Annotated in this window: 21 protein-coding genes and 1 riboswitch; of the genes, 13 read left to right on the top strand and 8 right to left on the bottom strand. The window is 69.4% G+C overall.

The genetic code is table 11. From position 1 onward, the window contains the following. Positions 1 to 39: 39 nt before the first annotated feature. The 3 genes from Pph01_RS40760 to Pph01_RS40750 are packed head-to-tail and all read right to left on the bottom strand — an operon-like array spanning position 40 to position 7,122. A complete protein-coding gene (locus Pph01_RS40760) occupies positions 40 to 4,257 on the bottom strand; it encodes a TIGR02680 family protein (protein ID WP_204078624.1) in 4,218 nt (1,405 codons plus the stop codon). Further along, the gene (locus Pph01_RS40755; RefSeq protein ID WP_204078623.1) at positions 4,254 to 5,591 is read right to left on the bottom strand and encodes a DUF2398 family protein; all 1,338 of its coding nucleotides are present in this window, start codon (positions 5,589 to 5,591) and stop codon (positions 4,254 to 4,256) included. Before Pph01_RS40755 ends, Pph01_RS40760 begins: the two co-directional genes overlap by 4 nt. Continuing rightward, on the bottom strand, positions 5,584 to 7,122 hold the full coding sequence (locus tag Pph01_RS40750) for a TIGR02677 family protein (RefSeq protein WP_204078622.1): 1,539 nt from the start codon (positions 7,120 to 7,122) through the stop codon (positions 5,584 to 5,586). Before Pph01_RS40750 ends, Pph01_RS40755 begins: the two co-directional genes overlap by 8 nt. A gap of 86 nt (positions 7,123 to 7,208) precedes the next feature. Continuing rightward, positions 7,209 to 7,320, top strand: a riboswitch (TPP riboswitch). Here Pph01_RS40750 and tenA point away from each other — a divergent pair. Then, positions 7,315 to 8,013, top strand: coding sequence for a thiaminase II (tenA, locus tag Pph01_RS40745; RefSeq protein WP_204078621.1), 699 nt, complete (start codon positions 7,315 to 7,317; stop codon positions 8,011 to 8,013). It overlaps the preceding riboswitch by 6 nt. A gap of 37 nt (positions 8,014 to 8,050) precedes the next feature. Here the strand turns inward: tenA and Pph01_RS40740 are convergent, their stop codons facing one another. The 3 genes from Pph01_RS40740 to Pph01_RS40730 form a co-directional block, all read right to left on the bottom strand. Further along, positions 8,051 to 8,572: an ATP-binding protein gene (locus Pph01_RS40740; RefSeq protein ID WP_204078620.1), complete on the bottom strand. Its 522-nt coding sequence runs from the start codon at positions 8,570 to 8,572 to the stop codon at positions 8,051 to 8,053. 180 nt (positions 8,573 to 8,752) lie between these two features. Further along, entirely contained in the window at positions 8,753 to 9,268 is a 516-nt protein-coding gene (locus tag Pph01_RS40735; protein WP_239117383.1) for an NUDIX hydrolase, read from the bottom strand. Between the two features lie 190 nt (positions 9,269 to 9,458). Continuing rightward, positions 9,459 to 10,877 (bottom strand): sensor histidine kinase, encoded by a 1,419-nt coding sequence (locus Pph01_RS40730; protein WP_204078618.1) that lies wholly within the window; start codon positions 10,875 to 10,877, stop codon positions 9,459 to 9,461. A 147-nt stretch (positions 10,878 to 11,024) separates the two neighbouring features. Here Pph01_RS40730 and Pph01_RS40725 point away from each other — a divergent pair, with 147 nt between their 5' ends. The 3 genes from Pph01_RS40725 to Pph01_RS40715 all read left to right on the top strand — a co-directional run bounded on the left by Pph01_RS40725 (position 11,025) and on the right by Pph01_RS40715 (position 13,832). Beyond that, entirely contained in the window at positions 11,025 to 11,930 is a 906-nt protein-coding gene (locus tag Pph01_RS40725) for an EamA family transporter (protein WP_204078617.1), read from the top strand. A gap of 88 nt (positions 11,931 to 12,018) precedes the next feature. Beyond that, the gene (locus tag Pph01_RS40720; protein WP_239117382.1) at positions 12,019 to 13,164 is read left to right on the top strand and encodes a sensor histidine kinase; all 1,146 of its coding nucleotides are present in this window, start codon (positions 12,019 to 12,021) and stop codon (positions 13,162 to 13,164) included. Then, a complete protein-coding gene (locus Pph01_RS40715; protein ID WP_204078616.1) occupies positions 13,161 to 13,832 on the top strand; it encodes a response regulator in 672 nt (223 codons plus the stop codon). The genes Pph01_RS40720 and Pph01_RS40715 overlap by 4 nt, the downstream gene beginning before the upstream one ends. Here the strand turns inward: Pph01_RS40715 and Pph01_RS40710 are convergent. Further along, positions 13,821 to 14,447, bottom strand: coding sequence for a TetR/AcrR family transcriptional regulator (locus Pph01_RS40710; RefSeq protein WP_204078615.1), 627 nt, complete (start codon positions 14,445 to 14,447; stop codon positions 13,821 to 13,823). The two genes, Pph01_RS40715 and Pph01_RS40710, sit on opposite strands and share 12 nt — an antisense overlap. A gap of 93 nt (positions 14,448 to 14,540) precedes the next feature. Between Pph01_RS40710 and Pph01_RS40705 the strand changes: the two genes are divergently transcribed. From Pph01_RS40705 to Pph01_RS40695, 3 genes are all read left to right on the top strand, one after another. Next, entirely contained in the window at positions 14,541 to 15,248 is a 708-nt protein-coding gene (locus Pph01_RS40705) for an SDR family NAD(P)-dependent oxidoreductase (RefSeq protein ID WP_204078614.1), read from the top strand. Positions 15,249 to 15,286: 38 nt separating this feature from the next. Beyond that, complete coding sequence (locus Pph01_RS40700) at positions 15,287 to 15,526, top strand: tautomerase family protein (protein ID WP_204078613.1); 240 nt, start codon at positions 15,287 to 15,289, stop codon at positions 15,524 to 15,526. Between the two features lie 222 nt (positions 15,527 to 15,748). Then, complete coding sequence (locus tag Pph01_RS40695; protein ID WP_204078612.1) at positions 15,749 to 17,821, top strand: glycosyltransferase family 2 protein; 2,073 nt, start codon at positions 15,749 to 15,751, stop codon at positions 17,819 to 17,821. 126 nt (positions 17,822 to 17,947) lie between these two features. Here the strand turns inward: Pph01_RS40695 and Pph01_RS40690 are convergent, their stop codons facing one another. Continuing rightward, positions 17,948 to 18,595 carry a hypothetical protein gene (locus Pph01_RS40690; RefSeq protein WP_204078611.1) on the bottom strand — a complete coding sequence of 216 codons (648 nt, stop codon included), beginning with the start codon at positions 18,593 to 18,595 and terminating at the stop codon, positions 17,948 to 17,950. A 371-nt stretch (positions 18,596 to 18,966) separates the two neighbouring features. On the opposite strand from Pph01_RS40690, the gene abc-f reads away from it, so the two are divergent. The 6 genes from abc-f to Pph01_RS40660 all read left to right on the top strand — a co-directional run bounded on the left by abc-f (position 18,967) and on the right by Pph01_RS40660 (position 26,951). Further along, complete coding sequence (gene abc-f / locus Pph01_RS40685; protein ID WP_204078610.1) at positions 18,967 to 20,604, top strand: ribosomal protection-like ABC-F family protein; 1,638 nt, start codon at positions 18,967 to 18,969, stop codon at positions 20,602 to 20,604. Positions 20,605 to 20,803: 199 nt separating this feature from the next. Beyond that, positions 20,804 to 22,204, top strand: coding sequence for a dihydrolipoyl dehydrogenase (lpdA, locus tag Pph01_RS40680; RefSeq protein WP_204078609.1), 1,401 nt, complete (start codon positions 20,804 to 20,806; stop codon positions 22,202 to 22,204). 173 nt (positions 22,205 to 22,377) lie between these two features. Beyond that, positions 22,378 to 22,908, top strand: coding sequence for a GNAT family N-acetyltransferase (locus tag Pph01_RS40675; RefSeq protein ID WP_204078608.1), 531 nt, complete (start codon positions 22,378 to 22,380; stop codon positions 22,906 to 22,908). A 147-nt stretch (positions 22,909 to 23,055) separates the two neighbouring features. Beyond that, positions 23,056 to 24,366, top strand: coding sequence for an MFS transporter (locus tag Pph01_RS40670; protein ID WP_204078607.1), 1,311 nt, complete (start codon positions 23,056 to 23,058; stop codon positions 24,364 to 24,366). Positions 24,367 to 24,774: 408 nt separating this feature from the next. Next, on the top strand, positions 24,775 to 25,143 hold the full coding sequence (locus tag Pph01_RS40665) for a hypothetical protein (protein WP_204078606.1): 369 nt from the start codon (positions 24,775 to 24,777) through the stop codon (positions 25,141 to 25,143). Between the two features lie 137 nt (positions 25,144 to 25,280). After that, positions 25,281 to 26,951, top strand: coding sequence for a hypothetical protein (locus tag Pph01_RS40660; RefSeq protein WP_204078605.1), 1,671 nt, complete (start codon positions 25,281 to 25,283; stop codon positions 26,949 to 26,951). Positions 26,952 to 26,993 lie beyond the last annotated feature (42 nt).

The raw sequence follows: 26,993 nt of genomic DNA, 5'->3' as shown, positions 1-26,993 counted from the left end.
TGAACCGGCTCCGTGAACCGGCTCCGTGAACCGGCTCCGTCAGCGCCCGTCCCCGAGATCGGCGTCCCCCTCCCCGGTGTCCACCAGGCCGTCGTCAACCAGGCCGAGCAACCCGCTCTTCACCGGCACGCGCCGGCTCGGGGAGAACCCCAGCAACTCCGTCGCCAGCTCTTCGTTGCCGGAGAACCCGGCCGCGGAGTCGATGAGCTGGCATCCGTCCCACAACACGAGCATCGCCGAGACCGTGTGCGACGCCTTGTCGCTGTGCATGTCGTAGTGGGCCGCCGCGGGAACCGTCTCGTACCGGATCCACAGGTCGTGGCCGGTCATGAACGCGTCCAGGTCATAGCGGACGGTGAGCCCGAGCAGGTCGGGCTTGTAGACGTCGTCGATGCCGGCGAACGCCTCGTCGAGTGCGATCAGTCGCGGGCAGGTGTCCGACGCCGACGAGTACAGGGCGTTCGCCGCGGCGAACAGCGGCAGATGGATCGCCGCGGACTTCTCCCCGCCGGACATCTGGGAGTGGCGCTTCTTGCTCAGCCTCACCTCGTCCTGCCCCGGAACCTTGAGCCGGAGCTCGAACGACCGCCAGATCCGGTAGTCGAGGACCTTGGAGAGGACCTCCTTGTACGTCGCCCGGGGATGCCCTGCCCGATACTCGCGGATCATCTGCCGCAGGATCCGGCGCAGATCGGCCAGCCGGGCGACCTCCAGGCCGTCCTTTCCCAGCAGCTCGGATATCTCCCGCTGTGAGTCGGTGATCTTGTCCGCCACCACCCAGCGGATGCCCACGGTCGTGCCGGTCGACATCGGCCGGGATCTGGTGTCGGCGTCCATGCCTCTGACAAGGTCCTTCGCGGCGACGACACGATCGAAGATCTGCTGGGCGAGGCCGGCGAGCAGCTCGTCCTCGAGGACCGTCCGCTCCCTTTCCTCCAGCAGGACGCCTTGCTCCGCCGCACGCTCCGCGGTGCGCCGTGCGAAGTCGGCGACCGGATGCCGGCCGTCGGCGTCCTGGACCTGGACGACGACCACGGACTCCCCCGGCTGCCAGTCCAGCCGGTAGTCCTCCTCGCAGGCGTTCAGCGCGTCGTCGAACTCGCCCAGCGCCGCCGACATCCGGTCCCGGGCGCGTTTCCTGGCCGCCTCGCCGGTCTGCCGTCCCGAAGTGGCCTCCTCGTAGGACCTGAGCAGGTCCGCGGCGCCCTGCGGCAGGACGGACTCGACCACCGAGGCGGCATCCTGCCCGGCCAGCCGTTCGATGATCTCGAGCACGGCCTGCTCCGGCGTCGCCCACTGGGCCCGGTCCGGCCATGCCGCCCCCGGGGCGATTCCGAGGACCGGCCGCAGCTCGGGCTGAGCGAGGGGCCCGAACGCCGCGAGCTGATCGAGCAGCTCGCTCAACGCGCCGGTGAGGGCCTCCGTGCCGTGCTGGTAGGCGACTCTGGCCCCGACCAGGGCGTCGTGCTCCCGCCTGACCGACGCGTCCGCGGCCTGCCAGGCCTCGTCCGCGGCGGCGAGCTCGCGTTCCACCTGGCCGATCTGCCCCAGGATCTCCTTGAGCGGTGCGCTGAGCGCCTCTTCCATGGCCGTCAGGCGCTCGACGGCACCCGCGTGCCCCTCCTCCTTCTCGGCCAGGGTGTCGCGTGCGGTCTGATGCTCCGCCTCAAGCGAGGCGATCGTGCGGCGCCTCGACTCGAGGTCCGTCTCCGAAGACACGATGTGCTTGTGCTGCTCGGACACCAACTCGGCGGCGGTGAGGAAATCCGCGATCGCCTGAGCGATCACCTCGATCTCCTTCTCCTCCGCGGGCATGTTCCGATCAGTGGCCGCCTGCCTCAGCCTGCGGCGCTCGGCATCCATCTCGGCGATGGCGCCGTCCAGAGCCTTGGCGTTTTCGCCGTGTTCGGCCCGAGCCGCGGCCAGGAGGGTTGATTTCTGCGCCAGCGTGCTCACGGCGGTGAGAACGTCCTTGCCCACCGGCTGAAGCTCCGCCTTGGCGCGGCCCACGTGGTTCAGCCGCTCCTGGAACATGTCGCGCTCCGCCTGGGCTGCCGACAGTTCCTGTGACGTGGCCTCGATGTTCCGCTCGTACTCGGCGATGCGCGCCCGGCGACGAGCCGCCCGGTTGGTGGCGCCGATGTACTCCGCCGCGGCCTTCGGCTGCGCGCCCAGGTGCACGCCGAAGGTGAACTGCCCTCGTGTGGTGACCCCGGGTGCCGTGGCTGTGCCGGTGAGGGCGTCGGTCAGAGCGATCGAGTCGAGCACCTCGGCGATGATCCGCGCGGGAACGTGGTTCTGATCCTCCGGAACGAGGACGCTCGACAGGGTCGCCCCGGCCGGCCGCGATCCGGCCGGCGTGGGAAGCAGATAAACGTCGGCCTCGGCCTCCTCCACAGCGGTGGTGGTGAGCTGAGGATCGGGATGAATCCATGAGGTGAGCAGACCGGCCGCGTCGAGGGCTCCCTCGATGGCCGCCGCATCGGCATCGGAGACGTCGTCGGCGAACCGCACGAGCTGCCACAGCGCGGCGCCCTGCCGTACCGTCCGGTCGGCGCGTCTGGCGCCGGCGAGTGCGGGCGCGTCGTCGCGTTCGGCCGCGATCTCCTTCACGAGCGCGGCCAGCCGTTCGCGCTCCGCCGTGAGCTGCGCCGACCTCGCGTCCAGCGCCGCCACCGTTTGAGCGAGCGCCGTCCGCCGCGCGTCGGCCAGGTCGCCGAAGACCTCCGCGACGCGTGGAGCGCCCGCCTCTCCCATGCGGTCCAGCGCCTCGACGAGGACGGCGAGGTCGTCGGCGCCCACCGGCGAGCCCGCGGAATCCGGGGACCACCTGCCGGCCCAGGCGTGCAGGTGGTCGAGCGCCTGCGCGCGCCTTTCCTCGAGCTCACGGACCGCGGTCTCGACGGCCTGCTCGGCGGCCTCGGCCCTCTCCCGGGCCCTGTCCGCCGCCTGCTCAGCCCGCCGCCGGTCCTTCTCGGTGTCGCCGACCTTGCGCAGGCAGGACTGGACGTCCTCCACGTCCTGCCGGCGCGAGCCGGCCTGCGCCCTGGCGGCATGAAGATCGTCGTCATCCGAGTACACGAGCCCGGCGAGCCTCGCGGCCTCGGCCCTGTCGGCGGAGAGCCGCCTGACGCCGTCGCGGGCGCTCTTGAGCCGTTGGTCCGCGGCCTCCACCTCCGTGAGAAGGTCCGCGACGCGCGCGGCCGCCCTGGCGTTCGCCTCCCGCTCGCGGACGATCTCCTGGGCCTGCCTGCCGACCTGGCCGCGGAGGATTTCGAGCTCTCCCTGCGCGGTGTACGCGCTGTCCTTCTTCAGCCCGTCCAACCGGGCGGAGAGTCTGTTCTGCTCCGTGCCCGCGTTCGTCCGCTCCTCCTCCGCGGCGCCGCGCGCGAGGTCCGCGCGCCGCATCTCCGCTCCGGCCACGGCGACCTCGCCGGCGTGCTTCACCACCTGCCGCGTACGGCCGGCGACCCGGTCGAGATGGAAGCGCACTTCGGCCCGGAGGTAGTCGGCGTACGACTCGAGGAAGGCCTTGGCGGCGCCGTCAGCGGCCGTGAGGTCGTCGAACTGCCGCTGGACGGCGGCCAGGTTGTCGAAGTCACGCGCGGCCTGCTCGACGAGGCTCTCCGGAACCGGGCTCAGCCCCGCGGTGAGGGTGTCGGACACCTTGCCCGGGTCGAGGTCCTTGGCGAGCAACGGCCTGCGCAGCGCGAGCAGCAGGTCGAGCAGTTGCGTGTACCGTTCGCGTCCCAGTCCGAACAGGGCGGAGTCGATCGCGTCCCGGTAGTCGGTCGGGCTGGTGTGCCACGCCTCGGGTTCGAGGACCCGCTTCAACTGCTGGTCGGTCAGCGGCCGGGAATCGTCCGTCAGCAGGCCGAAGTCGACGCCCAGCCGCCGGGTCGTCACGAAGTACGACCTCTTGACCTCCGGCCGGTCCTTGTGGGCGTGCATGGCGATGATGAGCGTGACGGTCCGCGCGCCCGCCGCGAATTCCATCCAGACGAACCCGTACTCCGACTCCTGCCCGCGGTACAGGAGGTTGGACTTCATCGTGCGGTTCTCACCGCTGAAGGGATCCAGCCGGCGGGCGTCGACGACCCCGTCGAGGATGAAGGGGAACAGCACCTCGAGTGCCTTGGTCTTGCCTGAGCCGTTGTGACCGCGGAGCACCAACCTGCCGTCCGCGAACACGAACTCCTCGTCCGTGTAGTCCCAGATGTTGATCAAACCGGCACGAGACGGTTTGAAGCGCGTCATTTCGGGTCTCCGTCGAAGAGGTCGAGCTGGTCTTTGGGTGGCGCAGGTATCGCGAGGGAGATGTTGCGATACCGGAGCGCGGCCGGAAGGACGAGAACGCCGCCGGGCACGGAGCGGATGAGCCGGAGCTCCTCGAGCAGGGTGACCGCGGCGTCGAGCAGGCCGTGCGGATCCTGCTGCCAGGTGCCGGTGAAGGAGGCCGCGCCGAACTGGTCGTAGAGCACCTCGATCAGCTCTTCCAGCGTGTGCCGCTCCACGAAGACGAGCGGCTCCGTGCCCCGCCCGAGGGGTGTGCGCGGCCCTTCGGACCAGGCCAGCTCGCGGACGACCCCGGACTCAGGCAGCGCCGAGTCGATCCGGGCGAGCAGGTCCTGCTGCGCCTGCGCCTCGACGGGCGCGTCGACGCGCCCCAGCACGTCACCCTCCTCGAGGAGGTCGGCGATCCTGGCGATCAGGAGACCCGCCGCCCGGTTGACGACCCCGCCCCTGCCGGGGAAGGGCCGGTCGGTGAACCGCCCGACCGGGTCGGCGAGCAGCACACCCTCGGCGCGGCGCTCGACGACGAGGCCGGTGAGCCGGGCCAGGTTCTCGGCGACGTCGTCGCGCTGGAGAACCGCGGCCGTCTCCGCGTCGACGTCGGAGTAGTAGACGACCGGGCGCTCCAGCAACAGCCTCCGTGCCCGTCTTTCGACGGACGCCGCGCCGTCCAGCAGACCGGCGGCGCTGGTGAGATGTTGCAGCGGACGCGGCGGCCTGAAGATCATTGCGCAGATGTCGTGATCGATGTCGTACAGGGCGTCGCCTCCGCCGCCGCGGGCCCACGCCTCGACCGAGCCGTCGGAAAGGCTCAGTGCCCCGCGCTCGACCAGCCAGCCGAGCACATCGACGACCGCTCCCTTGTGGCCGGGTACGAGCGGATCGAAGCCGAGCCCGTCGATCGAGTTGGCGACGGGGCCGAACTGCCGGACGAGGTCGGCCAGGCTGATCTCCACCCGCGACCGCTGGAACGAGCCGAGGATCAGGCAGAGATACGCCAGGCGCCGCCGGTCGAACGCCTTGCCCGCCCTGGTGGTGAAGATCTTCCCGCGGGACGGGTTCAGCGTGTCGAGCTGACGGATCAGCCGCACATGGCGGGTCGTCGCGATCAGGGTGTAGCCGAACAGATCGCGAAGGTCCCGCGTGAGCTCGTCCGCCCACGGCAGCACCCGCTCCAGAACTCCCGGCCGGGGGTGGACCGCTGTGATCAGGTCGCTGGTGAGGACCAGCCGAACCGCATCCTGGTAGGCGCCGAGATCTCCGATCTGGACCCCGGCCGCGGCCTTCGGCTCAGCCACGTGCCCGCCCAGAACGCGAAACGATCTCCAAGGCGAATCCCGGCAGGTGCATCACCCCGTGGCGGGTGCGGACGGCGCCGCCCCCCGAATCCGGGACGAGCCGCATCAGCACGGTGTCGTCACTTCCGGCCCCGGAATCGAGCCGGCCGGCGACGACAGTCCGCGCCTCCAGCGCCCTGGTCAGCAGGGACATCAGCACCCTGGTCTCCGCCTCGTCGAGGACGCGGTCGTGGGCTCCTCGTGCCGCGAGGCTCTCGGCGGCGGTCCGCTCGGCCGTCCTGACCGCGATCTGCCGCCGCCGCAGATCGGCCCGCTGTCCCGTGTCAACGCGCACAGGCTGCGGCAGGCCGGGCCCGGCCTGCCGGCCCGTCCGGAACGGCGTGAGAGCGATCTCGATTCCCGGCGCGTCCCACCACGTCGCCGTCGACGAGATCTCCTCGACGTCGTCGTGGGCGCCACCGAGATGGCGGGCCGAGCCGACGTTGAACGCCGCGGAGGCGAGGGCGTACGCCGCGTCCTCGTCAGGCGTGTTGTAGATCCATTGGGCGAGATGCCGCAGTTCGGAGGCCCGGTTCACCCCTCCGCGCTGGGCTTCGGTGAGCTGCCGGAGCAACGCGATCACACCCGAGACGGCCGCCCTGGTCGCCCGCCGCAGATCCGCGGCCCCGGATTCCTCCCCGGGCGTCGACGTGAACCACGCCCGCAGCGCCTGCCAACGCCTCTTCCAGTCCTCGATCCGCTCGACGGTGCCGAGAAACGGCCGGTCGTCGGCGTCGGCCGCCCGGACGAGCATCGTGTTGACCCCGGTCGCCTCGACGTCCCGTACGGCCCGGTCCAATCGGGGCAGGTAACGATCGAGCTCCGCCATGAAGTCGCTCATGTGGACGAGCAGGGCGTTCTTGTAGCGGAGGAACACCTCGGGCGAGGCGTCGGTGGAGTGGACGATCTGGTTGAGAGTCACATGGAACTGGGCGGACCGGCGGACCATGTCCTCCATGACCTGGTTCAACCGGGACAGTCGCCGATAGACCTGCTCCTCGTCACCGGTACGGTTCGCCGCCGCGAGCGCCTTGAGGTCGTCGAGGATGTCCGAGAAGACCAGACGGGACAGGTTCGCGTCGCGGACTCGGGCGGCCAGCACGTCCTCGACCGCGATGAAGGCCCGGTAGCCGAGCTCGCTGAACTGGTACACCGACTGCCTGTTGCGATAACGCTCCAGCGTTCCCGCCCGGGACGCGTCCTCCAGCCTGTGGATGATTCCGTCGTCGGCCAGCGCGTCCAGCCGGCTGCGCAGACCCGCGTCCAACCGGGGGACCTCATCGTGGACCAGTGCCAGATCCCGGAGCGCCGCCATCACGTCGTCGCCGTCCACCTGGACACGATGGACCGCGCGGAGGCGCTCCATGGCTCGCAGCACCCACAGATAGGCGACGTGGTCGTCTCTGCGGGTGAAGTTGAACAACCGGAAACGATCGCCGATCGCCGGCGCGTCCAGGTCCAGGTCTCTCGAGCCATCAAATGAATCAGCCATGACCAGGTAAGTATTCCGCAAGGGTGCGACAACCCCCCGAGGTCCGCCGCCGCGGCCGGCGACGGGATTCCATGCGCTAGCCTCGATCACGACACCGCGGGAGCCCGGCGCACCGGGCTGAGAGTGTGGCTGACGCGGCCGCAGACCGCTCGAACCTGACCGGGTCATGCCGGCGTAGGGAGTTGGTCCGAAATGACGTCCGAGTCGACCGTTCCGCACGCGATCCGGCGGCCGTTCAGCGAAGAGCTGTGGGACGCGATCGTCCCGACCTACAAGGCGATCCTCGAGCATCCGTTCATCACGGGCCTGGTCGACGGCACCCTGCCGCGCGACGCCTTCCGTCACTTCGTGGTGCAGGACTCGCACTACCTGCGCGACTACGCGCGAGCGCTGGCGCTGTGCGCGGCCAAGGCGCCCACCGAGGACGACGTGCGTGCCTTCGCGAGCGACGCCGTGGGAGCGATCGCCGCGGAGCAGGACATGCACGGCGCCTTCATGGCCGATCTCGGCGGCTCCGCCGAACAAGCCGCGGCGGCGCCCGTGGGACCGACCACCCGGGCGTACACGAGCTACCTGCTCGCGACGGTGTACGGGGGCTCGTTCCTGGACGGCCTCGCGGCGGTGCTGCCCTGCTACTGGATCTACGCCAGGGTCGGCGAGGAACTGCTCGAACGCTCCTCCCCCGACCCGCTGTACCGCCGCTGGATCGCCGCCTACGGGGACGAGGCCTTCCAGAGCGTGGTCCGGCGGGTGGTGGCCCTGACCGACCGCGCCGGAGACGAGGCGACCGACGGTCAGCGGTCCCGCGCCCGGGACCACTTCGTCACGACGTCCCGCTACGAGTGGATGTTCTGGGACGCCGCCTGGCGACGGGAGGCGTGGCCGGTCTGACGCCGACTCGGATCTGTCACGGGACCGGTGGCCGACGTCACGGGGTTTCGACGTACGGCATGGCCGGGGACGACGCCGCGACCTCGAACCACACGACCTTGCCCGTGTAGGTGAGGACGGAGCCCCATCGATCGGACATCCGCTCGAGCAGGCGGAGTCCCCTGCCCTCGTCTTCCTCAGATGTGCCGGCGGGCCTGATGTGCGGCATTTCCGGACTCAGGTCGTTCACTTCGCATCGGAGCGTGCCGTCGATGAGGGACAGGGTCAGAAGCGGCTTCCCCCACGCGTGCCGCAACGCGTTGGTGATCAACTCGGCGGCGAGCAGTTCCACGACGTCGGTCTGACCGTCCAGTCGCCATCCGGCCATCGACCCGCGGACCAGGCGGCGGCCTTCCGGCACCGCGGACGGGTCGTCCGCCAGGACCCACGTCATGCGGTGGCCCTGCGCCGGTCGCGTGGCTTGAACGGGCCGCCGCGGACGGGAACGGCGTACGGGCTCCTCGACCACGAGCTCCGCACCTGGGCGGACCTCCGTTGGAAGGGCTGTTGCGGCTGCCATGGCTCCCACCTCCCCGGCTGACGCTGTCTTCCCTTTCAGGATTCCGGCGCGTACGCGCGGTGTCTGCCACGACAGCACCCATCTTCGGATCCGGAAAGCCCGACTCCTCCACTCCGGAAGGCCCGACACCGCGACTACCTGCTGGCCGCCATGCCGTCGAGTGTGCGACCGCCGGACCGGCTACTGTCCCGCGTCCGCGAGGTGTGCGAACTCCGGGTGGTGCCAGGGAAGCCGGACCGGCTCCGCCGGGATCTCGCCCGCGTAGAGGCGCTCCAGCAACCCGGCCAGACCCCACGGGAGGACGTTCTCCTCCGTGGCCCGCAGCTCCTCCAGTGACCACCACCGATGCCCGGTGATGTAGTCGGCCTCGTGCCGTTCGAGTCCCTCGCCGGACACGTCGAACTCCGGCACGCGGAGGAAGAAGAACGAGTCCACCGAGAACCGGATCCGGCCGTCCCAGCCCGCCCTCCAGTGACCCGACGCCGTGGCGACGACCGGCCCCAGCTCCTCCGGGGCCACCCGGAATCCGGTCTCCTCCCGCAACTCGCGCACCGCCGCCATGACGAGCGGCTCGCCCTCGTCGACTCCCCCACCGGGGGTGAACCACGTGGCGTCCACACTGCTGAAGAGCAGAAGCCGATCATTATCGTCCGCGAGGAGCAGGCGCGCACTCGGGCGCTGGATGAAACCGGGCACGGCGGCCAGCCTAGAACGGGCCACGCCGCACGGCATCCGTGCGCGCCCCGTCGTGCCAGTTGGGCGAGTCGCGAGCCACCGGTCAGTCGCGCCAGTTGAGCGAGTCCCGAGCCGCCGCTCAGTCGCGCCAGTTGAGCGAGTCCCGAGCCGCCGCTCAGCCGCGCCAGTTGAGCCAGTCGCGAACCGCCGCTCAGTCGCGCCAGTTGAGCGAGTCGCGAGCGGCCGGCTCGACGGCGTCGTCAGCCGCCGGGACGGCGGGGAGCCGTAGGACGAACCGTGCGCCGCGAGTGCTGTCCTCGATCCGGAGGGTGCCCCCTCCGCTCTCGGCGATCTGCCGGGCGATCGCCAGGCCCAGCCCCGCACCGCCGGCGTCCTTGCTGCGGGCGGCGTCCAGCCGGATGAACCGCTGGAACACCAGCTCACGCTTGTCCGGATCGATGCCGGGACCGTCGTCGACGACCTCCAGCACCGCGACGCCTACGGGGAAACGCTGATCGCCGCTCTCCGGCTCCCGCCGTACGGTCACGATGATCGTGCTCTCCGCGTGCCGCTGAGCGTTGTCGACGAGGTTCGTGAACACGCGCACCAGTCGTGAACGGTCACCCACGACGAACACGCCGGGTTGGAGCACCGTCTCGATCACCTTGGTGTGCCGGCGCGCCCGCAACTCCGTGCCGACGAGGTCGGAGAGGTCGACGGGCTCGCGTGCACCGGGCATCGCGGAGTCCAGACGGGCGATGGTCAGCAGATCATGCACGATCGCCTGCAGCCGTTTGAGGTCGCTCAGCAGCGTCACGCCCAGTTTGGGCACGGTGGTCTCCTGGGGCGCCATCAGCGCGTCCTCGACCTCGGCCTGCATCGCGGCGATCGGACTGCGCAGGTCGTGGGACGCGTCGGAGACGAACTGGCGCTGCTGGAGCAGCGCGGCCTCCAGCCGGCTCAGGGTGTGGTTGACGCTTTCGGCCAGATCATGGATCTCGTCGTCGCTGTTCGGCACGGGCACCCGGCGGTCGGGACAGGTCGCGTTGATCTCTTCGAGTTCCCCCTGGATGGCCCGAACCGGCCGGAGGGAGGCGTCGGCGACCCGGTGACCGAGGTAGGTGACGGCCGCGGCGAGCATGACCGCGCTCCCTCCCACCAGGGCGGCCAGCCGTGGGTCGACCCACGCGGGCAACACCGGGGAGGCGCTGTAGACGATCCATTTCTCACCGTCGCGTTGAGCCGCTTTCGCCACCACGATGTTGCATTCCTCCGCCGGGAAGACCCCGCCGCACACGATGGAGGTCGCCGTCGTCTTGTCGGGGGTGAACCTGGCCATGCGCGGCTTGCCCCGCAGTCGGTCGGTGGCGGCGACGACCTTGCCTTCGGTGTCGACGACCTGCATGTTGCGGGACTGGTGGTACGAGAGGGGATAGGAGATCTGGTCCCGCTCAACGGCGACGGCCACGCGGCCGGCGTTCGCGGCGAGCTCGTCGGTGAGGAAGTCAGTGGCGATCCGGCTGAGGGCGATCATGAGAACCGTGGCGAGAAGCGCAGAGAGCAGAGCCGCCACCACACCGGTGAACAGAGTGATGCGCGTTGTAATGGACCATTGCTGTGGCGCGCTCATCTCGCAGATCCCCCTGACCAGTGCACCACACAGGCCGGAGTGCGTGCGGTCACGGGTGGCGTGCTGACCGGCGAGGGTTCCGGCGCGGAAGGCCGCTTCACCGCGACAGAACTATTCAGTAACCGGCATTCCCGTTACAGTGGTTACGTGATCCTCGCCGTCGCGCTCGCACTGCTGTCGGCGATCGCCTTCGGAGTGTCCGACTTCTTCGGCGGGCTCGCGGCGATGCGCCTGCGTGTCGTACCGGCGACGGCGATCATCTACCTGTTCTCCACGCTCATCCTCGCGATCATGGTGGTCCTGGGCGACGGGGTGTGGTCGACCGCCTCGGTGCTCACGGGGTCCGTCGCGGGCCTCTTCGCGATCATCGGATTCCTGACGTTCTACGCGGCCCTGGCCATCGGGCCGATGAGCCTCGCCTCGCCGCTGATCGCCGTTCTCGAGTCCGTCGTGCCGATCGCCGTCGCGGTCGCGCGCGGTGAGCGGCTGACGCCCTGGTCCTGGGTCGCCGTGGGCCTCGCCGTCGCGAGCGGGATCCTGATCTCGGTACGGCGGAGGCCCGCCCCCGCCCTGGTCCGGGTTCCGACGCGGACAGTCGTGCTCTCCGTGATCGCCGGGATCAGCCTGGGCCTTTCCATCGTCTCCCTGGATCTCGCGCCGGACGAATCAGGCCTCACCTCCGGGCTCGTCGAGAGCGCGGTGGGCCTGATCGTGCTGGCGCCGCTCCTGGCGCTTCCCCATGCCGGCGCCCGCGCACGGTACGCCCTGTCGTTGCTGGACGGAGACGAGGAGCCGTCCCGCCTGACCTCCCCCGGCCGCGGCCGCGCGCTGGGCATCGCGGCCGGATTCCTGCTCGGGGGTGCGAACGCCCTGCTCCTGCTGGCGCTGGGCTCCGGCAGCCTCGCCGTCGTCTCCGTGCTGGTCAACCTCTATCCCCTGGCCACGATCGCCTTGTCCCGCGCCGCGTTGAACGAGCGGATGGCTCCGGCGCAGGCCTTCGGCGTCGCGCTGGCCCTGACCGCGACCGTGTTGCTCGCGCTCGCGCAGGCGTGACGTTCCTCGCCGGAGGTCCTCCGCCGGCCGTCGCAGGACCGTACTTTCGGCCGGTTCGGCACGAACGGGATTCTCGTAGCCTGAGCGGGTGAACCTTCGGGATCGGCTCAGCGGGCGGCCTGGCATCCTGGCCGACGCCGGGCTGGCGGTCGTGTTCATCGCGGCGCTCGTCGTCACGGCGGTCGAGATCGCGGGCACATGGGGCGGCGGCTACTGGCAGTTCGACTGCGCGGCCGGAGCCGTGGTGTGCGTGATCGCCCTGGCGCGCCGGCGTGACCGGGCGTGGGCGGCGGCCGCGGGCCTGGCCGTCGCGGCGGTCGCCATGCTGGCCACCCGGTTCGTCCATCTGCCCGCCGAGCCCGGCCCCGCCATGGTGCTGGGCCTGTCCGTCCTCGTGGGCTCGGCGATCAGGGTGCTGCCGGTCCCGCAGGCCGCCGCCGTGGCCGCGGGGGGCCTCGCGGTGGTCGCCGGAACCTGGCTCGCCGCTCCTCCGCTCTCCTCGGGAACGGCGCCGCTGCTGAACGGCCCGGGGTGGGTCGCCGCCCTGATGATCGGACTGGGCCTGCGGTCGCTCGACTCCCGCCGCCGCGCCGTCGCCGAGAAGGTGCGGCGCGACGAGCGCCTGGAGTTGGCCAGGGAACTGCACGACATCGTCGCCCACCACGTCACCGGCATCGTGGTCCAGGCCCAGGCCGCACGCCTCGTCGCCCGCAGGCGCCCGGACACGCTCGACGCCTGCCTGGCGGACATCGAGTCCGCGGGCTCCGGCGCGCTGGCGGCGATGCGCCGCGTCGTCGGCATCCTGCGCGACGACGGCGACGCCGCACCCGCCGCACAGGGGCCCGAACAGCTCAGCGACCTGGTCGAACGCTTCGGCGGGCATGGCCCCGAGGTACACCTGCGGCTTCCCGAGGGCGAATCGGACTGGCCGCCCGAGGTGACCAGCACCGTCTACCGCGTCGTCCAGGAGTCGCTGACCAACATCGTCCGGCACGCCGGGCACGCTCGTTCGGTCACGGTCAGCGTCGCTCAGGATCGGCAGGCCGTCACCGTCGAGGTCGTCGACGACGCCGCGCCGGTCCCGGCACGCCACCACCACCGGGGCGGATACGGCCTGGTCGGGATGCGGGAGCGCGTCGAGGTCCTCGGTGGCACCCTGCGTGCCGGCCCGCGCCCCGAGGCGGGCTGGTCCGTACTCGCCACCCTGCCCGTTCCCGCCCGGGAGCCTCGATGACCATCAAGGTGCTGCTGGCCGACGACCAGGCGATGGTGCGCGGCGGCCTGCGGATCATCCTCGAGGACCAGCCCGACATCGACGTGGTGGCGGAGGCGTCGGACGGCGTCGAGGCGATCGACCTGGCCCGCCGGCTGCGGCCGGACGTGTGCCTCGTGGACATCAGGATGCCCCGCCTCGACGGCATCGAGGTCACCCGCGCCCTGGCCGGTCCCGGCGTCCCCGACCCGCTCCGGGTGGTCGTGGTCACCACGTTCGACCTCGACGAATACGTGTACGGCGCGCTGCGCGGCGGGGCGGCCGGCTTCATCCTGAAGGACGCCGGCCCCGTGCTCCTCGTCGAGGCCGTCCGCGCGGCGAGCGCGGGGGACGCCCTGGTCTCGCCGTCGGTCACCACACGGCTGCTGCGGCGGCTGACGGCGACCGCGGCCCCGTCAGGCGGCCGGCCAACGCAGGCGCTGTCCGAACGGGAGCTCGAGGTCGTCCGGGCCCTCGCCTACGGCCGCACCAATCAGGAGATCGCCGCAGACCTGTTCATCTCGCTCAGCACGGTCAAGAGCCACCTGTCGGGGATCCAGGCCAAGCTCGGGGTGCGCAACCGCGTCGGGATCGCCGCCTGGGCCTGGGAGAACCACATCGTGCGGGGCCGGCAGAGCTCATCGGGGTGACCCGGCGCCCTCCTGCAGGGGGCGTGCGCCCAGCAACGCCAGGCAGTTGCGCCACATCGCCTCGAGTTGCCCCGGGTCGTTGAGGAGTTTCGCGAACAGCACCCGCCCCTCCAACTGGGCCACGATGGATCGCGCCGCGTCATGCGTGTCCACCGTGGCGGCGGTCTCACCCCGCTCGTGCGCCTCGGCGACCACCTTCTCGATCAGCTCGATCTGCGCGTCGAAGATCTCCTGCAGTCGTCGCTGCACGTCATCGGCCTGGGTGCTGAGCTCGAGGGCGAGGTTGCCGAACAGGCAGCCGACGACCTTGCCGCCGTCCTGCTGCCCGACGCGCTGGACGGTCTCGGTCGCCTCGAACAGGTCCCGCAACCGCTGCAACGGGGGACGGTCACGGCCGAGCAGTTCGATCCACTGCCGTCGTTGCTCCGTCCAATGCTCGTTGATCACGGTGAGCGCGAGGGCCTGCTTGGACTCGAAGAAGTGGTAGAAGCTGCCCTTCGGCACACCCGCCGCGGCACAGATCTCGGCGACCCCCAAGGCGGTGTAGCCACGCTGCTCGATCAGCGTCCGCGCCGCCGAGAGGATCTTGTCTCTCGCGTCACTGGTGCGTCCCATGGTTGCGAGTATACGACCAGTCGTCTAGCTTGAATAGTAGACCGGTCGTCTCAAGCGATCGGGGAATCAATGAATCAGCTGAAAGGAACAGCCATGCGAGGACAGAAGGTCGCAGTGATCACGGGAGCGTCCCAGGGCATCGGCGCCGGACTGGTCGACGCCTACCGCAAGCTCGGCTATGGAGTCGTCGCCACGTCGCGGTCGATCACTCCCTCGGAGGACGCGGACATCGTGACCGTCCAGGGCGACATCGCAGACGCGGACACGGCCGAGCGCGTGGTCGCTGAGGCGCTGAGCCGCTTCGGCCGCATCGACACTCTGGTCAACAACGCAGGGATCTTCGTCGCCAAGCCGTTCACCGACTACACCGACGACGACTACGCCAGCGTGACCGGCGTGAACCTCGCGGGGTTCTTCCACATCACCCAGCGTGTGCTGGGTCCCATGCTCGAGCAGGGGGGCGGTCACATCGTCAACATCACGACCAGCTTCGTCGAGCACCCCAACTCCGGGGTGCCGTCCGTGCTCGCCTCGCTGACCAAGGGCGGTCTGGCGGCCGCCACGAAGTCGCTGGCCATCGAGTACGCGACCCGGTCCGTACGGGTGAACGCCGTCTCGCCCGGGGTCATCAAGACGCCCATGCACCCCGTCGAGACCCACGAGGCACTCGCCGGGCTGCACCCGGTCGGCCGGATGGGCGAGATCGACGACGTCGTGGACGGAGTGATGTACCTGGAGTCGGCGCCTTTCGTGACCGGCGAGATCCTGCACATCGACGGCGGCCAGACCGCCGGCCACTGACGGCCCGGACGAAGCGACCGACGACAGGAGCCGAACCGATGCCGATCGTCACCATCCAGATCACCCGCGAGGGAACCGAACCCGGTGCGGAGTCCGCCGGCGCCGAGCAGAAGGCCGCGCTCATCCAGGGCGTCAGCCGGCTGCTGCTCGACGTGCTCGGCAAGCCGATGGAGTCCACCTTCGTCGTCATCGAGGAGGTCGAGCTGGAGAACTGGGGCTGGGGCGGCCTGCCCGTCGAGCAGTTCCGCGCCCAGCAGCGCTCGCGTCCCTCCGGATGAACAGGCCGGGGGCCCGGCCCCGCACATCACCCGTAAGCAGGCGGATCCGCCTCCTCACAACCCTTTGTTGTGATCTAGATCACATTTAGGGATGATCTACAACTTTTTCCGCGATCCAGGCGTCTTTTCGTCGTCGTGAATTAGGAATGTCCTCGCGAAGGCGCGACCATGAATGCGTCCTGAACGGGCTGGTCATAAAGAGGCGCAGGGAGGCGGTTTTCGATGTCGGCCAAGGTGAGTGTCATCGTCCCGGTCTACAACCCGGGCAAGTACATCGAACCCTGCATCGCCTCCCTGCTCGGCCAGACCCTGCCACCCGGGGATCTCGAGCTCCTCTTCGTCGACGACGGGTCGAGCGACGACACTCCCGAACGCCTGGACAAGCTCGCCGCCGAGCACTCCCACGTGCGCGTCATCCACATCCCCAACTCCGGATGGCCCGGCAAGCCGCGCAACATCGGAGTGGCCGAGGCCCGCGGCGAGTACGTGCACTTCGTCGACCAGGACGACTACCTGGCGCCCGACGCGCTGCGGCGGCTGTGGGAGCTGGGCCATCGCAACGGCTCGGACATCGTCTTCGGCAAGGTCGCCAGCAACTTCCGCGCCGTCCCACACGGCGTCTTCCGGATCACCCGCGAAAAATGCACCATCTACGACGCCCCACTGGTCGACAGCCTCACCCCGCACAAGATGTTCCGTACGGAGTTCCTGCGCGAGAACAAGATCGCCTATCCCGAGGGCAAGCGCCGCCTGGAAGACCAGCTCTACATGATGGAGACGTACTTCCCGGCGAAGGCGGTCTCCATCCTCGGCGACTACACCTGTTACCACTACTCCAAGCGCGACGACGGCAAGAACGCAGGCTCCGCCAAGATCATCCCGTCCGGCTACTACGGCAACCTGCGCGAGGTCCTCGACGTCGTCAACGCCAACACCGAGCCGGGCGAGTTCCGCGAAGGACTGCTGCGCCGCTTCTACCGCGTGGAGATGCTCGGCCGGCTCAGCGAGCCCTCGGTCGTGAAGTACGCCCCTGAATACCTCGACGAGATGGTCGACGCCGTCAGGGAACTCGCCGACGGCTACATCAACGACGGCGTCCACGACGGGCTCGGCGCGATCCTACGGATCCGCTCGACCCTGCTCCGCCGCGACCAGCGCAAGGAGCTGGTGGAGATCGCCCGCCGGGCGGCCACCGTCAAGGGGCATGCCCGCCTGGAAGACCTGGCCTGGGAAGACGACGGCAGGATCGCCATCACCGTCAGAGTCCGGCTGGTGTACGGGGACGACAAGGCTCCGCTCGCCCTGTTGCGCCGCGGCGACCGGTACTACCTGCACCCGGACTTCCACCAGGGCGTTCTGGCGGACGGCGAGCTGGTCGACGTCACCGACGAACTGGACGGCTTCAAGGCCGAGGTGAGCATCCGCGATCGCGACACCGCGGTGGAGTGGCCGTGCCCGGCGACGTTCGAGACCTCCGTCGACGAGCTGGAGCGGCTGCCCGACGGCGACGTCCTCTGCCAGGTCGTGCTGTGCGGCACCGCCTACCTCGACCCGAAGGCGGTGGGTGGCCGCGACGCCCTGACCCGCGGCACGTGGGACGTGTGGGTCCCGGTGCGCGGCCTCGGCCTCGTGCGCAAGGCCAGGCTCGGCGCCGACCGCGCCGCGCACGTCGACGACCACTGCCTGCCCGCGCTGCTCGGCGAGCCGGCCCAGCTCACCATCCCGTACTTCACCGTTCCGCACGGAAACCTCAGCCTGGACGTGGACCGCAGCGGCAAGAAGCTGGGCACCGCCCTCGCCAGGCGCGAGGTGCGGGGCATGCCGAACGAGGACGGCGAGCCGGCCGTCCAGTTGGCGGTCGTCTCCCAGCCCGGCACTGCTCCGACCCGGGCCTGGTTCGTCCTGCGCGGCAAGGGTGACGACTCCGGTTCCGTCGCGCTGCCCGCCGTGATGGAGCCGGCCGGCGGAAGGATCCGCCTGCGCACCACCGCCGACGGTCGTGCCCGCTCTCCGATCGCCGGTCTTCGCCCGGGCACGTGGCGGCTGTCCGCCCGTCTGGACGGCCACGCCGGCCCCGAGCTGAAGATCGGCCAGGTCCGGGTCGACGCCGACGGCCGGCTGCGGTTGACCGACAAATCAGGCACCGTCGGCTCGGCCACGAAGGCGTCCTCCGGGGAACGGCGCCCGCCGGCCAAGGGCGGCATCCTGCGGCGGGTCGGCCGTCCGGTGATCAGCCGGCTGGGGCCGGACGCCCGCGACAAGCTGCGCCGCGTGGCCTCCAGACTCGGCGCATAGCACTCCTCCGGAGGCGGGCCGGTGGGTCACAGCGTTCCGCGCTGACACCTGGACACGAGAACGGGGAGTGAGGCTCGGTTCAAGCGCGGGGCACGCTCGGCGAGCGTGCCCCGCGTCCGTGACACGTCAGAGCGCGCCGCTCTCGATCGCCTGCTTGAGGGCGGTCTGCGTCTGCTGGTGCGAGGCGACGCCGTTCGTGACGACGAAGTCGATCAGCGAGGTGTCCGCCTCGAAGGTGAGGCGCTCGGTGACCTTGGTCTTCCCGCCGGACAGCCTCGCGAAGGTGATCTTCTGGTGGGTGACCACGTTGGGCTCCGACCAGGTGTCGGTCTCGTAGAAGAGATCGTCACGGTGGAGCCGCTGCTGCGCGTGCGTCGCCAGCGAGACGACGGTGCCCTCGAAGGGCACGTCCTCGATGGCCGTGAAGTTGATGTACCGCACGTCGCAATCCGTGAACTGCTTGTGGGTGACGACCCGCTTGAGGAACGCCGCCCTGCCGATGTGGTTGTTGATGTTCGAGTAGGCGTCGAACACGTTCTTGGCGGACTCGTTGATCGTGACGGAGATGCTGGTCGTGGTCCGGCTCCGCCCCGACCCGGGCGGCGGCGGGGGCGTGACCTCGGCGAACTTGTAGGTGTCCCAGGCCGTCTGCCACTGGGCGGCGATCGCCGGGTCAGTGTCGACGGCATCCGCGCTGGCGGGGAGGGAGAGGGAGGCGACCATGGCGGTCGCCACGAAGAGTGGCGCCGCAAGGAGGCGCAGGAACTTCTTCACGCATACCTCGAGAAGAGTCGGTGGAGTGTATTTGATCTTCTATCGCATGGCGTGGTGATTGAGAACACTTCGCGCCGAAGAGCTCAAGACGGCCGCGACACCGCTTGCGATCGGGGCATGCCGGGGGCCGGCCCCGTAATCACACTCGCGCCTTTACCTATTCGTCACTAATATGAACAGCCGCAACTGATCGGAACAGGGAGACCAGACATGGCAGGCGACGACGACATCTCCGGGTGACACCCGGACGTGATCGGCCGTCGGCGGGCGCACAGGAGCGTCTTCGCCGGGGCCCATGCCGTCGTTCCTCTTCATCCATGTCCCCTGGCTGGGCGCCTTAGGCGCGCCCGCGTTCCATAGAGGTCTCTCGCATGTCCGACGCGTTCGTCATCTGCTCCAATCTCTCCTTCTCCTGGCCCGACGACACCCCGGTCTTCCAGGGGCTGTCCTTCACCGTGGGCGCCGGCCGTACGGGCCTCGTCGCCCCGAACGGCGCCGGCAAGAGCACCCTGCTCAAGCTGATCGCCGGCGAGTACCGCCCCACCGGCGGCACCGTGTCCGCCACGGGGGTGGTCGGCTATCTCCCGCAGAGCCTGCCCCTCGTCGGCGATCTGACCGTCGCCGACGTCCTGGGGATCGCCCAGGTGATCAAAGCCCTGGACGCCATCGAGTCCGGAGACGCGAGCGAGGAGCAATTCACCACGGTCGGCAACGACTGGGACATCGAGGAACGCACCCGCGCCCAGCTGGACCGGCTCGGCCTCGGGGACGTCGCCCTCACCCGGCGCCTGCACACCCTCAGCGGCGGCCAGGTCGTCTCCCTCGGCCTGGCGGCGCAGCTTCTGAAGCGGCCCGACGTCCTGCTGCTCGACGAACCGACCAACAACCTCGATCTCGACGCCCGCCGCACGCTCTACGGCGTGCTCGAGGACTGGAACGGCTGCCTCCTGCTGGTCAGCCACGACCGCGCCCTGCTCGACCGCATGGACCGCATCGCCGAACTCGACCGGGGGGAGATCCGCTCCTACGGGGGGAACTTCACCGCGTACGAGGAGGCCGTGCGCGCCGCGCGAGAGGTCGCGGAGAAGAACGTCCGCAACGCCGAGCAGGACCTCAAGCGAGAGAAGCGGGAGATGCAGCAGGCCCGCGAGCGGGCCGAGCGCCGGGCCGGCAACGCCGCCCGCAACCTCAAGAGCGCCGGCCTGCCGAGGATCTTCGCCGGGACGATGAAGCGCGACGCCCAGGAGTCGGCGGGCAGGGCGAACGAGACGCACACCGCCCGGGTCGGCGACGCCAGGGCGAAGCTCGACGAGGCGAGCCGCGCCCTGCGCGACGAGCAGAAGATCGCGCTCGAACTGCCAGCGACCAACGTCCCCGCCGGTCGCACGGTCTTCCTCGGCAGCGGGATGCAGGTCCGCTACGGCGAGCGGGCCCTGTTCGCCGGGGACGGCGCGGACCTGGTGATCCGAGGGCCCGAGCGGATCGCGCTGACCGGCCCCAACGGCGCCGGCAAGTCCACCCTGCTGCGCCTGATCGACGGCGAGGTGGAGCCGGAGCGCGGCGGGACCAGGCGGGCCGACGGCCGGGTCGCCTACCTGTCCCAACGGCTGGACCTGCTGGACCTGGACCGCACCGTGTCGGAGAACCTGGCCGCGTTCGCGCCCGCGATGCCGGAGGCGCAGCGGATGAATCTGCTCGCCCGCTTCCTGTTCCGAGGCTCCCGCGTGCACCTCCCCGTCGCGGTGCTGTCCGGCGGCGAGCGGCTGCGCGCCACCCTGGCCTGCGTCCTGTACGCCGAGCCGGCGCCCCAGTTGCTGCTTCTGGACGAACCGACCAACAATCTCGACCTCGTCAGCGTCGGCCAGCTGGAAAGCGCGCTCAACGCCTACGAAGGCGCGTTCGTGGTGGTCAGCCACGACCAGCGGTTCCTCGCGGAGATCAAGGTCGATCGCTGGCTGCGGCTCGACGGCGGCCGCCTGCTGGAAACCGGGGCCCCTGACGGCGGCTGAAGCACGCCCGCCATGGCTCAGGCGGGGCCGCCCCGCCTGAGCCACCCCGTCGTCACGGCGATGGACTCAGGTCCTCACGCCCATGGACGGAGCAACGGCCGGTCCCGGCTCCCCGGGCACGGCCGTTCGCAACGAGGAACGAGCGACTCTTTCCACCCCGGTTGGAGACGCTGCTTCCCGGGCCGCCTATGGTCCCGGTATGACCGATCACTACGACGTCGTGGTCCTCGGGGCCGGCCCGGGCGGGTACGTCGCCGCGGTCCGCGCGGCCCAGCTCGGACTCAGCACGGCAATCGTCGAGGAACGCTACTGGGGCGGCGTGTGCCTCAACGTGGGGTGCATCCCTTCGAAGGCGCTGCTGCGCAACGCCGAACTCGTGCACCTGCTCACGCACGAGGCCAAGACGTTCGGCATCCAGGTCGACGGCACGCTCACGTTCGACTACGGCGAAGCCTTCAAGCGCAGCCGCAAGGTCGCGGACGGCCGCGTCAAGGGCGTCCACTACCTCATGAAGAAGAACGGCATCACCGAGTACGACGGGCGCGGCTCCTTCGTGGACGCGCACACCCTCCGCGTGGCGGGCTCGGACGGCGCCGAGCGCACCGTGACGTTCGGCCACTGCATCCTCGCCACCGGGGCGACGACCAAGTTGTTGCCGGGAACGGCCGTGACCGAGAGGGTCGTCACCTACGAGGAGCAGATCCTCAGCGAGGGCCTCCCTGAGAGCATCGTCATCGCGGGAGCGGGCGCCATCGGTGTCGAGTTCGCGTACGTGCTCAACAGCTACGGCGTCAAGGTGACGATCGTCGAGTTCCTCGACCGCATCGTGCCGCTGGAGGACGAGGAGGTCTCGGCGGAGCTGGCGCGGCGCTACAAGCGGCTCGGAATCGACGTCCTCACCTCGACTCGCGTCGAATCGATCGACGAGTCGGGCGAGAAGGTGCGCGTGACCGTGTCCCGCGACGGCCAGACGTCGACGCTCGAGGCCGACAAGGTGCTGCAGGCCATCGGCTTCCAGCCCAACGTGACAGGCTACGGGCTCGAGCACACCGGCGTACGGCTGACCGACCGGGGCGCGATCGAGATCGACGGGCTGTGCCGTACGAGCGTGCCGCACATCTTCGCCATCGGCGACGTGACCGCCAAGCTGATGCTCGCCCACGCGGCCGAGTCGATGGGCATCGTCGCCGCCGAGACGATCGCGGGTGCGGAGACCATGGAGCTCGACTACCCGATGATCCCGCGGGCCACGTACTGCCAGCCGCAGATCGCCAGCTTCGGCTTCACCGAGGCGCAGGCCCGCGAGCGCGGCTTCGACGTCAAGGTGGCCAAGTTCCCGTTCACCGCGAACGGCAAGGCGCACGGACTGGGCGACACCACCGGGTTCGTCAAGATTCTCAGTGACGCGAAGTACGGCGAGCTCCTCGGTGCCCATCTGATCGGTCCGGAGGTCACCGAGTTGCTGCCGGAGCTGACTCTGGCTCAGCAGTGGGACCTGACCGTGACGGAGGTGGCCAGGAACGTCCACGCCCATCCGACACTCGGCGAGGCGGTCAAGGAGGCCATTCACGGGCTCGCCGGTCACATGATCAACATGTGAGCCAACGCCGTGCGGGGCCGGCGGAGCCGCGGCGTTGCCGTACGGGTTGCCGTTCAGCGTTCCTCCGCGGGCCCTGACCACCATGGGTCGGCATAGCCGGGTCCCGGTGCCGGCCCTGGGGTTCGTGATACGGCGACCGCACCCACAACACCAAGGATTCATAGAGTTCATTCATGATCCGAGCTGCCGCAGTGAGCGACGCGCCCGCCATCGGCCGTCTCAAGGTCCGCGCCTGGCGTTCGGCATACGCCGGTTTCATGCCGGAGGCGTTCCTCGACGCCCTGGATCCGGCCGAGGACGCCGCAGGCTGGGCGGAGTACCTGGCGAACATGCCTCAGGAGCACCGCCTGTGGGTGGCCGAGCACGCCGAAACCGTCATCGGGTTCTGCCGCACCGGACCGGCGGACGACGACACCGACCTCGGGGCCCACGCCGCGGAGGTATACGGCCTGTACATCGAACCGGATCTCATCGGCACAGGCCTCGGCCGCGAACTGTTCACCCATGCCCTGACCGACCTCGAAGCCAGGGGCCATGACCCACTCTGCGTCTATGCCTACACCTCTAACACCACCGCGCTGAGGTTCTACGAGAAGGCCGGATTCATTAAGGACGGCGTCACCCGACTCGACGCCGAGGACGGCACGGGCGTACCGGAGGCACGCCTGGTCAGACATGTGCGGGAGCAACGGATCTCTTTCTAGGTGCCGCGGCCCGCTGTTAGTCTGACGGCGTGTTCCTCCCCCGTGCCTAGGACATCGGACCGGTCGCATCGTCGCGATGCGGCACTCCGGCGTCCTTGACAGCTCGCAGCGCCTCGGATGCGCGCTGCTTTCCTGAGGAACATCCCCATGTCTTCGCCTTCGCGGCCTCCGTCGTACCTTGCTGTCCTGTCCCTTCCCTCCGCCAGGCGCGCTTTCGGCGCCGCACTGCTGGGCCGGCTGTCCTACGGGACGGTCTTCCTGTCCCTCACGTTGGCGTTCACCGCCACCACCGGTTCCTACGCCCTCGCCGGCGGCGTCATCGCCCTGTTCGGCCTCACCACGTCCCTGCTCGCCCCACTACGGGCCAGGCTGATCGACCGCTACGGACCGCGCAGAGCCCTGCCGCCGATGGCCGTCCTGTACGCGATGCTGCTGACCTGCCTGGCCGTACTCACCTGGCGGCCGGGAACCCCGAGCGGGCTGCTGGCGGCTCTGTCAGCCGCGGCGGGCTGCTGCGCGCCTCCACTCGGGCCTGTCATGCGGACTCTGTGGAGCGACCTGCTGCCCGACCGAATGCTGCTGCAACGCGCCTACAGCCTGGACACCGTCGCCGAGGAACTCCTCTACGTCACCGGGCCGCTGCTGGCCGGACTGCTGGCCGGTCTCGCGACCCCTGCCGCGGGAGTCGCCCTGAGCGCCGCTCTGATAGTGATCGGAACCTTCGCTTTCGTGTCGACGCCGGCGGTACACGCCGCCCAGCCGTTCCGCGCCGACACCGGCTCGGTCGCCGATACCGCCTCTGTCGCCGCGGAGGACGAGGGACCTGACACGGACCCGGCGCCGACCGGACCTCCGGGGAGGTGGGGGCGCGGTGCGAGCACGCTGATCCTCCCGATCTCGACGTCAGCCGCAGTGGGCCTGTGCCTGGGGGCGCTGAGCCTGCTCATGGTGGTCTTCGCCGAACGGCAACACCAGACAGCGGCAGTGGCATGGGTCGAGGCCGCGCTGGCGGGAGGCAGTGCGGTCGGCGGCCTGGCCTACGGCGCGGTCTCCTGGCGCGTCTCCGGGGTGGTGCGGTCACCGGTGCTGGCCACTGCGCTGGGCCTCGCACTCGCCGCGGCCGGAGCCTCATCGAACCTGCACACCCTGACCGCCGCGGCGTGCGTCGTCGGGCTGTTCGTGGCTCCCGCCCTGACCACGGCCTACCTGCTCGCCGACGAGTTCGCCAGACCGGAGAACCGGACCCAGGCGGGCGCATGGGTCAACACGGCCTTCAACATCGGCAACTCCATGGGCACCGCGGCCATCGGCCTCGTGGTGGACGGCCTGCCCCTGGGGCTGTGTTTCGTGCTGGCGGCGACCCCGGCCCTGCTGTCGGCTCTCATCGCGGTGACGCGGCCGGGACGGCCCGCAACGACATCGGTCCTCGGCCACGTGTACGACCGGGAGGCCTCTTGACAGAATCGCTCAAACCCCACTGCGTCCTGCCCTGCTCTGTCGCAAAGCACATCGCATCTCAGACGAGGTTGCGGTACGGAGACCGAAACGGCCCCTGTTGCCCTTATCAGCAACAGGATTAGCGTGATCGATTCCGCTTAGGATCTGCCGCGACCTCGCTCCATCGCTACGGTGACCGTGTGCTGAGCAGCTACCCGGAAATCCGGGACAGGATCTACGACCTCGCCCGGGAGTGTGGGCTGCGAGTTGACTGGGCCGAGACAACACGAACGGTTCGTCTAGTCTTGCTGTACGACCATACGCAGATCACCGTCGCCGTGCGGTCGTCCCCGTCCGGGCCATCCGACCTACGCAGCTCAACGACCTGGAACACGCTCTTGAGCACGTGTTCGGGAAGGATTGGCTTCAGTGACCACACATCGTCTCCGATTCAGGGTCACCCGAGAGAAGGCTCTCGACACAGGAACCGTCGTCTGGGGCGCGGACCCGATCGATGCGCCCATCGCTGGGGGTGTGTCCGGAGAGACTTTGGCGGAGCTCCGCGAGGAAGTCGAGGCGGTCAAGCATTTCATCCTCGATCTGCCTGGTGACGTGCCCGTGGCGGTGGAGTACATCTTTGAACTCCCTGGAGTCTCTCCCGAAGAACTGGCCACATACCGCGAGACGATCAGCCAGCTGAGCAGGCACCTCCGGGAGGCAGGCCTCTCAGACGAGGACAGCACGGTTCTGCTTGGAACTCCCGGTGTGCTGGCACAGTTCCTCGCACGGACAGCCTGACGAGGATCCACAACAGAAGAGTTCACCTGCGTTCAGACAGAACGGACGAACCGTTGTCGGCGGCAGGTAAACCTTGATGACCCGTTGGGTGTCTCACCTCTGTGCAAGTACGGGTAAAACGTGTCATATCCGGGCGAATGCCGTTCGCCCTTCTCCTGAGCGTCGCGCTCGCCGCCATGCTGATCGTCATCGCCCACCCCGCCTCCGCCGGGGCTCTGACGATTCGGTCAGCCAAGGCCACCACCCCCGGGTGGAGCACCACCCAGATCGAAGTGAGCGCGGCGTCGGACAGCCCCATCACCAAGATCACGGCGAGGCTGCGGTTGTTCGACCGCGACGAGCCGTTCGCAACGGCCGAGGACTTCGCACTGGTCAGCGGGACCGCCACCGACGGTGTCTGGCGCACCTCCCAGCAGGTGCCGCTCGAGCTGGGTCTCATCGACATCGGCGTCGACGCCACCGACGCCTCGGGCGCGACAGTGACCAAGGCGGTGGCCATCCGCCTCGACCGGCGCGGTAACACGCGGTTCAGCGAGTTCACGATTTCGCCCTCCACCGTGGACATCGACCACGACACCGTGACGTACGCGGGGCGGTTGGTCTACAAGGACGGGGACGGCAACGACGTCGGGGTGCCCGGCGCGACGATCTGCCTGAACCTCAACGGCGCCTGCGTCGGCTATGGAAAGGCCGGCTCGGACGGAAGGTTCTCCACCCCTGTCCGCCTGTACATCAGGGCCGATGACACAAACATGATCAACGGCGATGCCTACGCGAGCTACGAGGGTAGCTCGCAGTACTTCTGGGCCGATTCGACGCGAAGCCCTCTCAAAGTGCGCACCCAGCTGACCCGGCTGTCCATCGGCTTCTCTTCCTTGCCGACGGTCATCGGCACCACCGTTCAGGTCACCGGCCGGCTCGAACGCAAGAAGGCCGATGGGCAGTGGACCGGCGCTGCGGGTCAGGACGTGAGGATCTACGCCTGGGACCCCGATACCCAGAAGGAGACCGATTTCGGGAAGACGCGCACGAGATCGGACGGGAGCTACTCCAAGTCGGTGGTCGTACCGCAGGCCGGCCAGTGGTTCGCGGATTTCTCGCCCTATCTGAAGCGGAACGGCGCTGTCGTCCTGGGTCCCTACGCACCCAGCAACGAGCTCTTCGATGACGTCGTCTACTCCTACTACCGCACGTCGTTCAGCCGGTTCACGATGTCGCCGAGCCCGGCGGGCAAGGGCGCACAGATCACCGCGAACGCCGTCCTGACCAAGCGCACCGCCACCGGCGCGGCGCTTCCGGTGACGACCAGCTATGTGGATCTGGAGTTCTCCAAGGACAAGAAGCACTGGACCTGGGCGGGACAGGGCCGCCCAGGCGCCAATGGGCAGGTGAAGATACGCGCGACCGCGGTGTCATCCGGCTACTGGAGGCTGCACTACTTTGGTTGGGCCCGTGAGCTCGCCTCAGTCGGCGGCACCGCCTACGCGACGGTGAAATACCGGACGGCCGTCTCGGGGTTCAACGCGAAACCCGAGCCGGTGCGCAAGGGTAAGACGATCACGGTGAGCGGAACGTTGAAGTACCGCACCTCCACCTGGCACGCTCTGGGCCGTAAGAACGTGAACATCTACTTCCAGGCGCACGGATCGAAGTCCTGGTCCTACGTCGGCACCGCCGCCACCGACCGCTACGGCAGGTGGCACAAGGGCTTCAAGGCGCGGAAGGACGGCACCTGGATGGCCAAGTACGCGGGCAACGTCACCTACCTGGCCGCCAGCAGCGTCAAGGACTACGTCGACGTCCGCTGAGGGGAGTCGAGACAGGCCGGCGCCCGATCATCCGCCTAGATG

It is taken from the genome of Planotetraspora phitsanulokensis (assembly GCF_016863295.1).
Taxonomy (GTDB): Bacteria; Actinomycetota; Actinomycetes; order Streptosporangiales; family Streptosporangiaceae; genus Planotetraspora; species Planotetraspora phitsanulokensis.
Note: the sequence above shows the minus strand (reverse complement) of the source record. Positions and strands in the feature narration are given on the sequence as shown.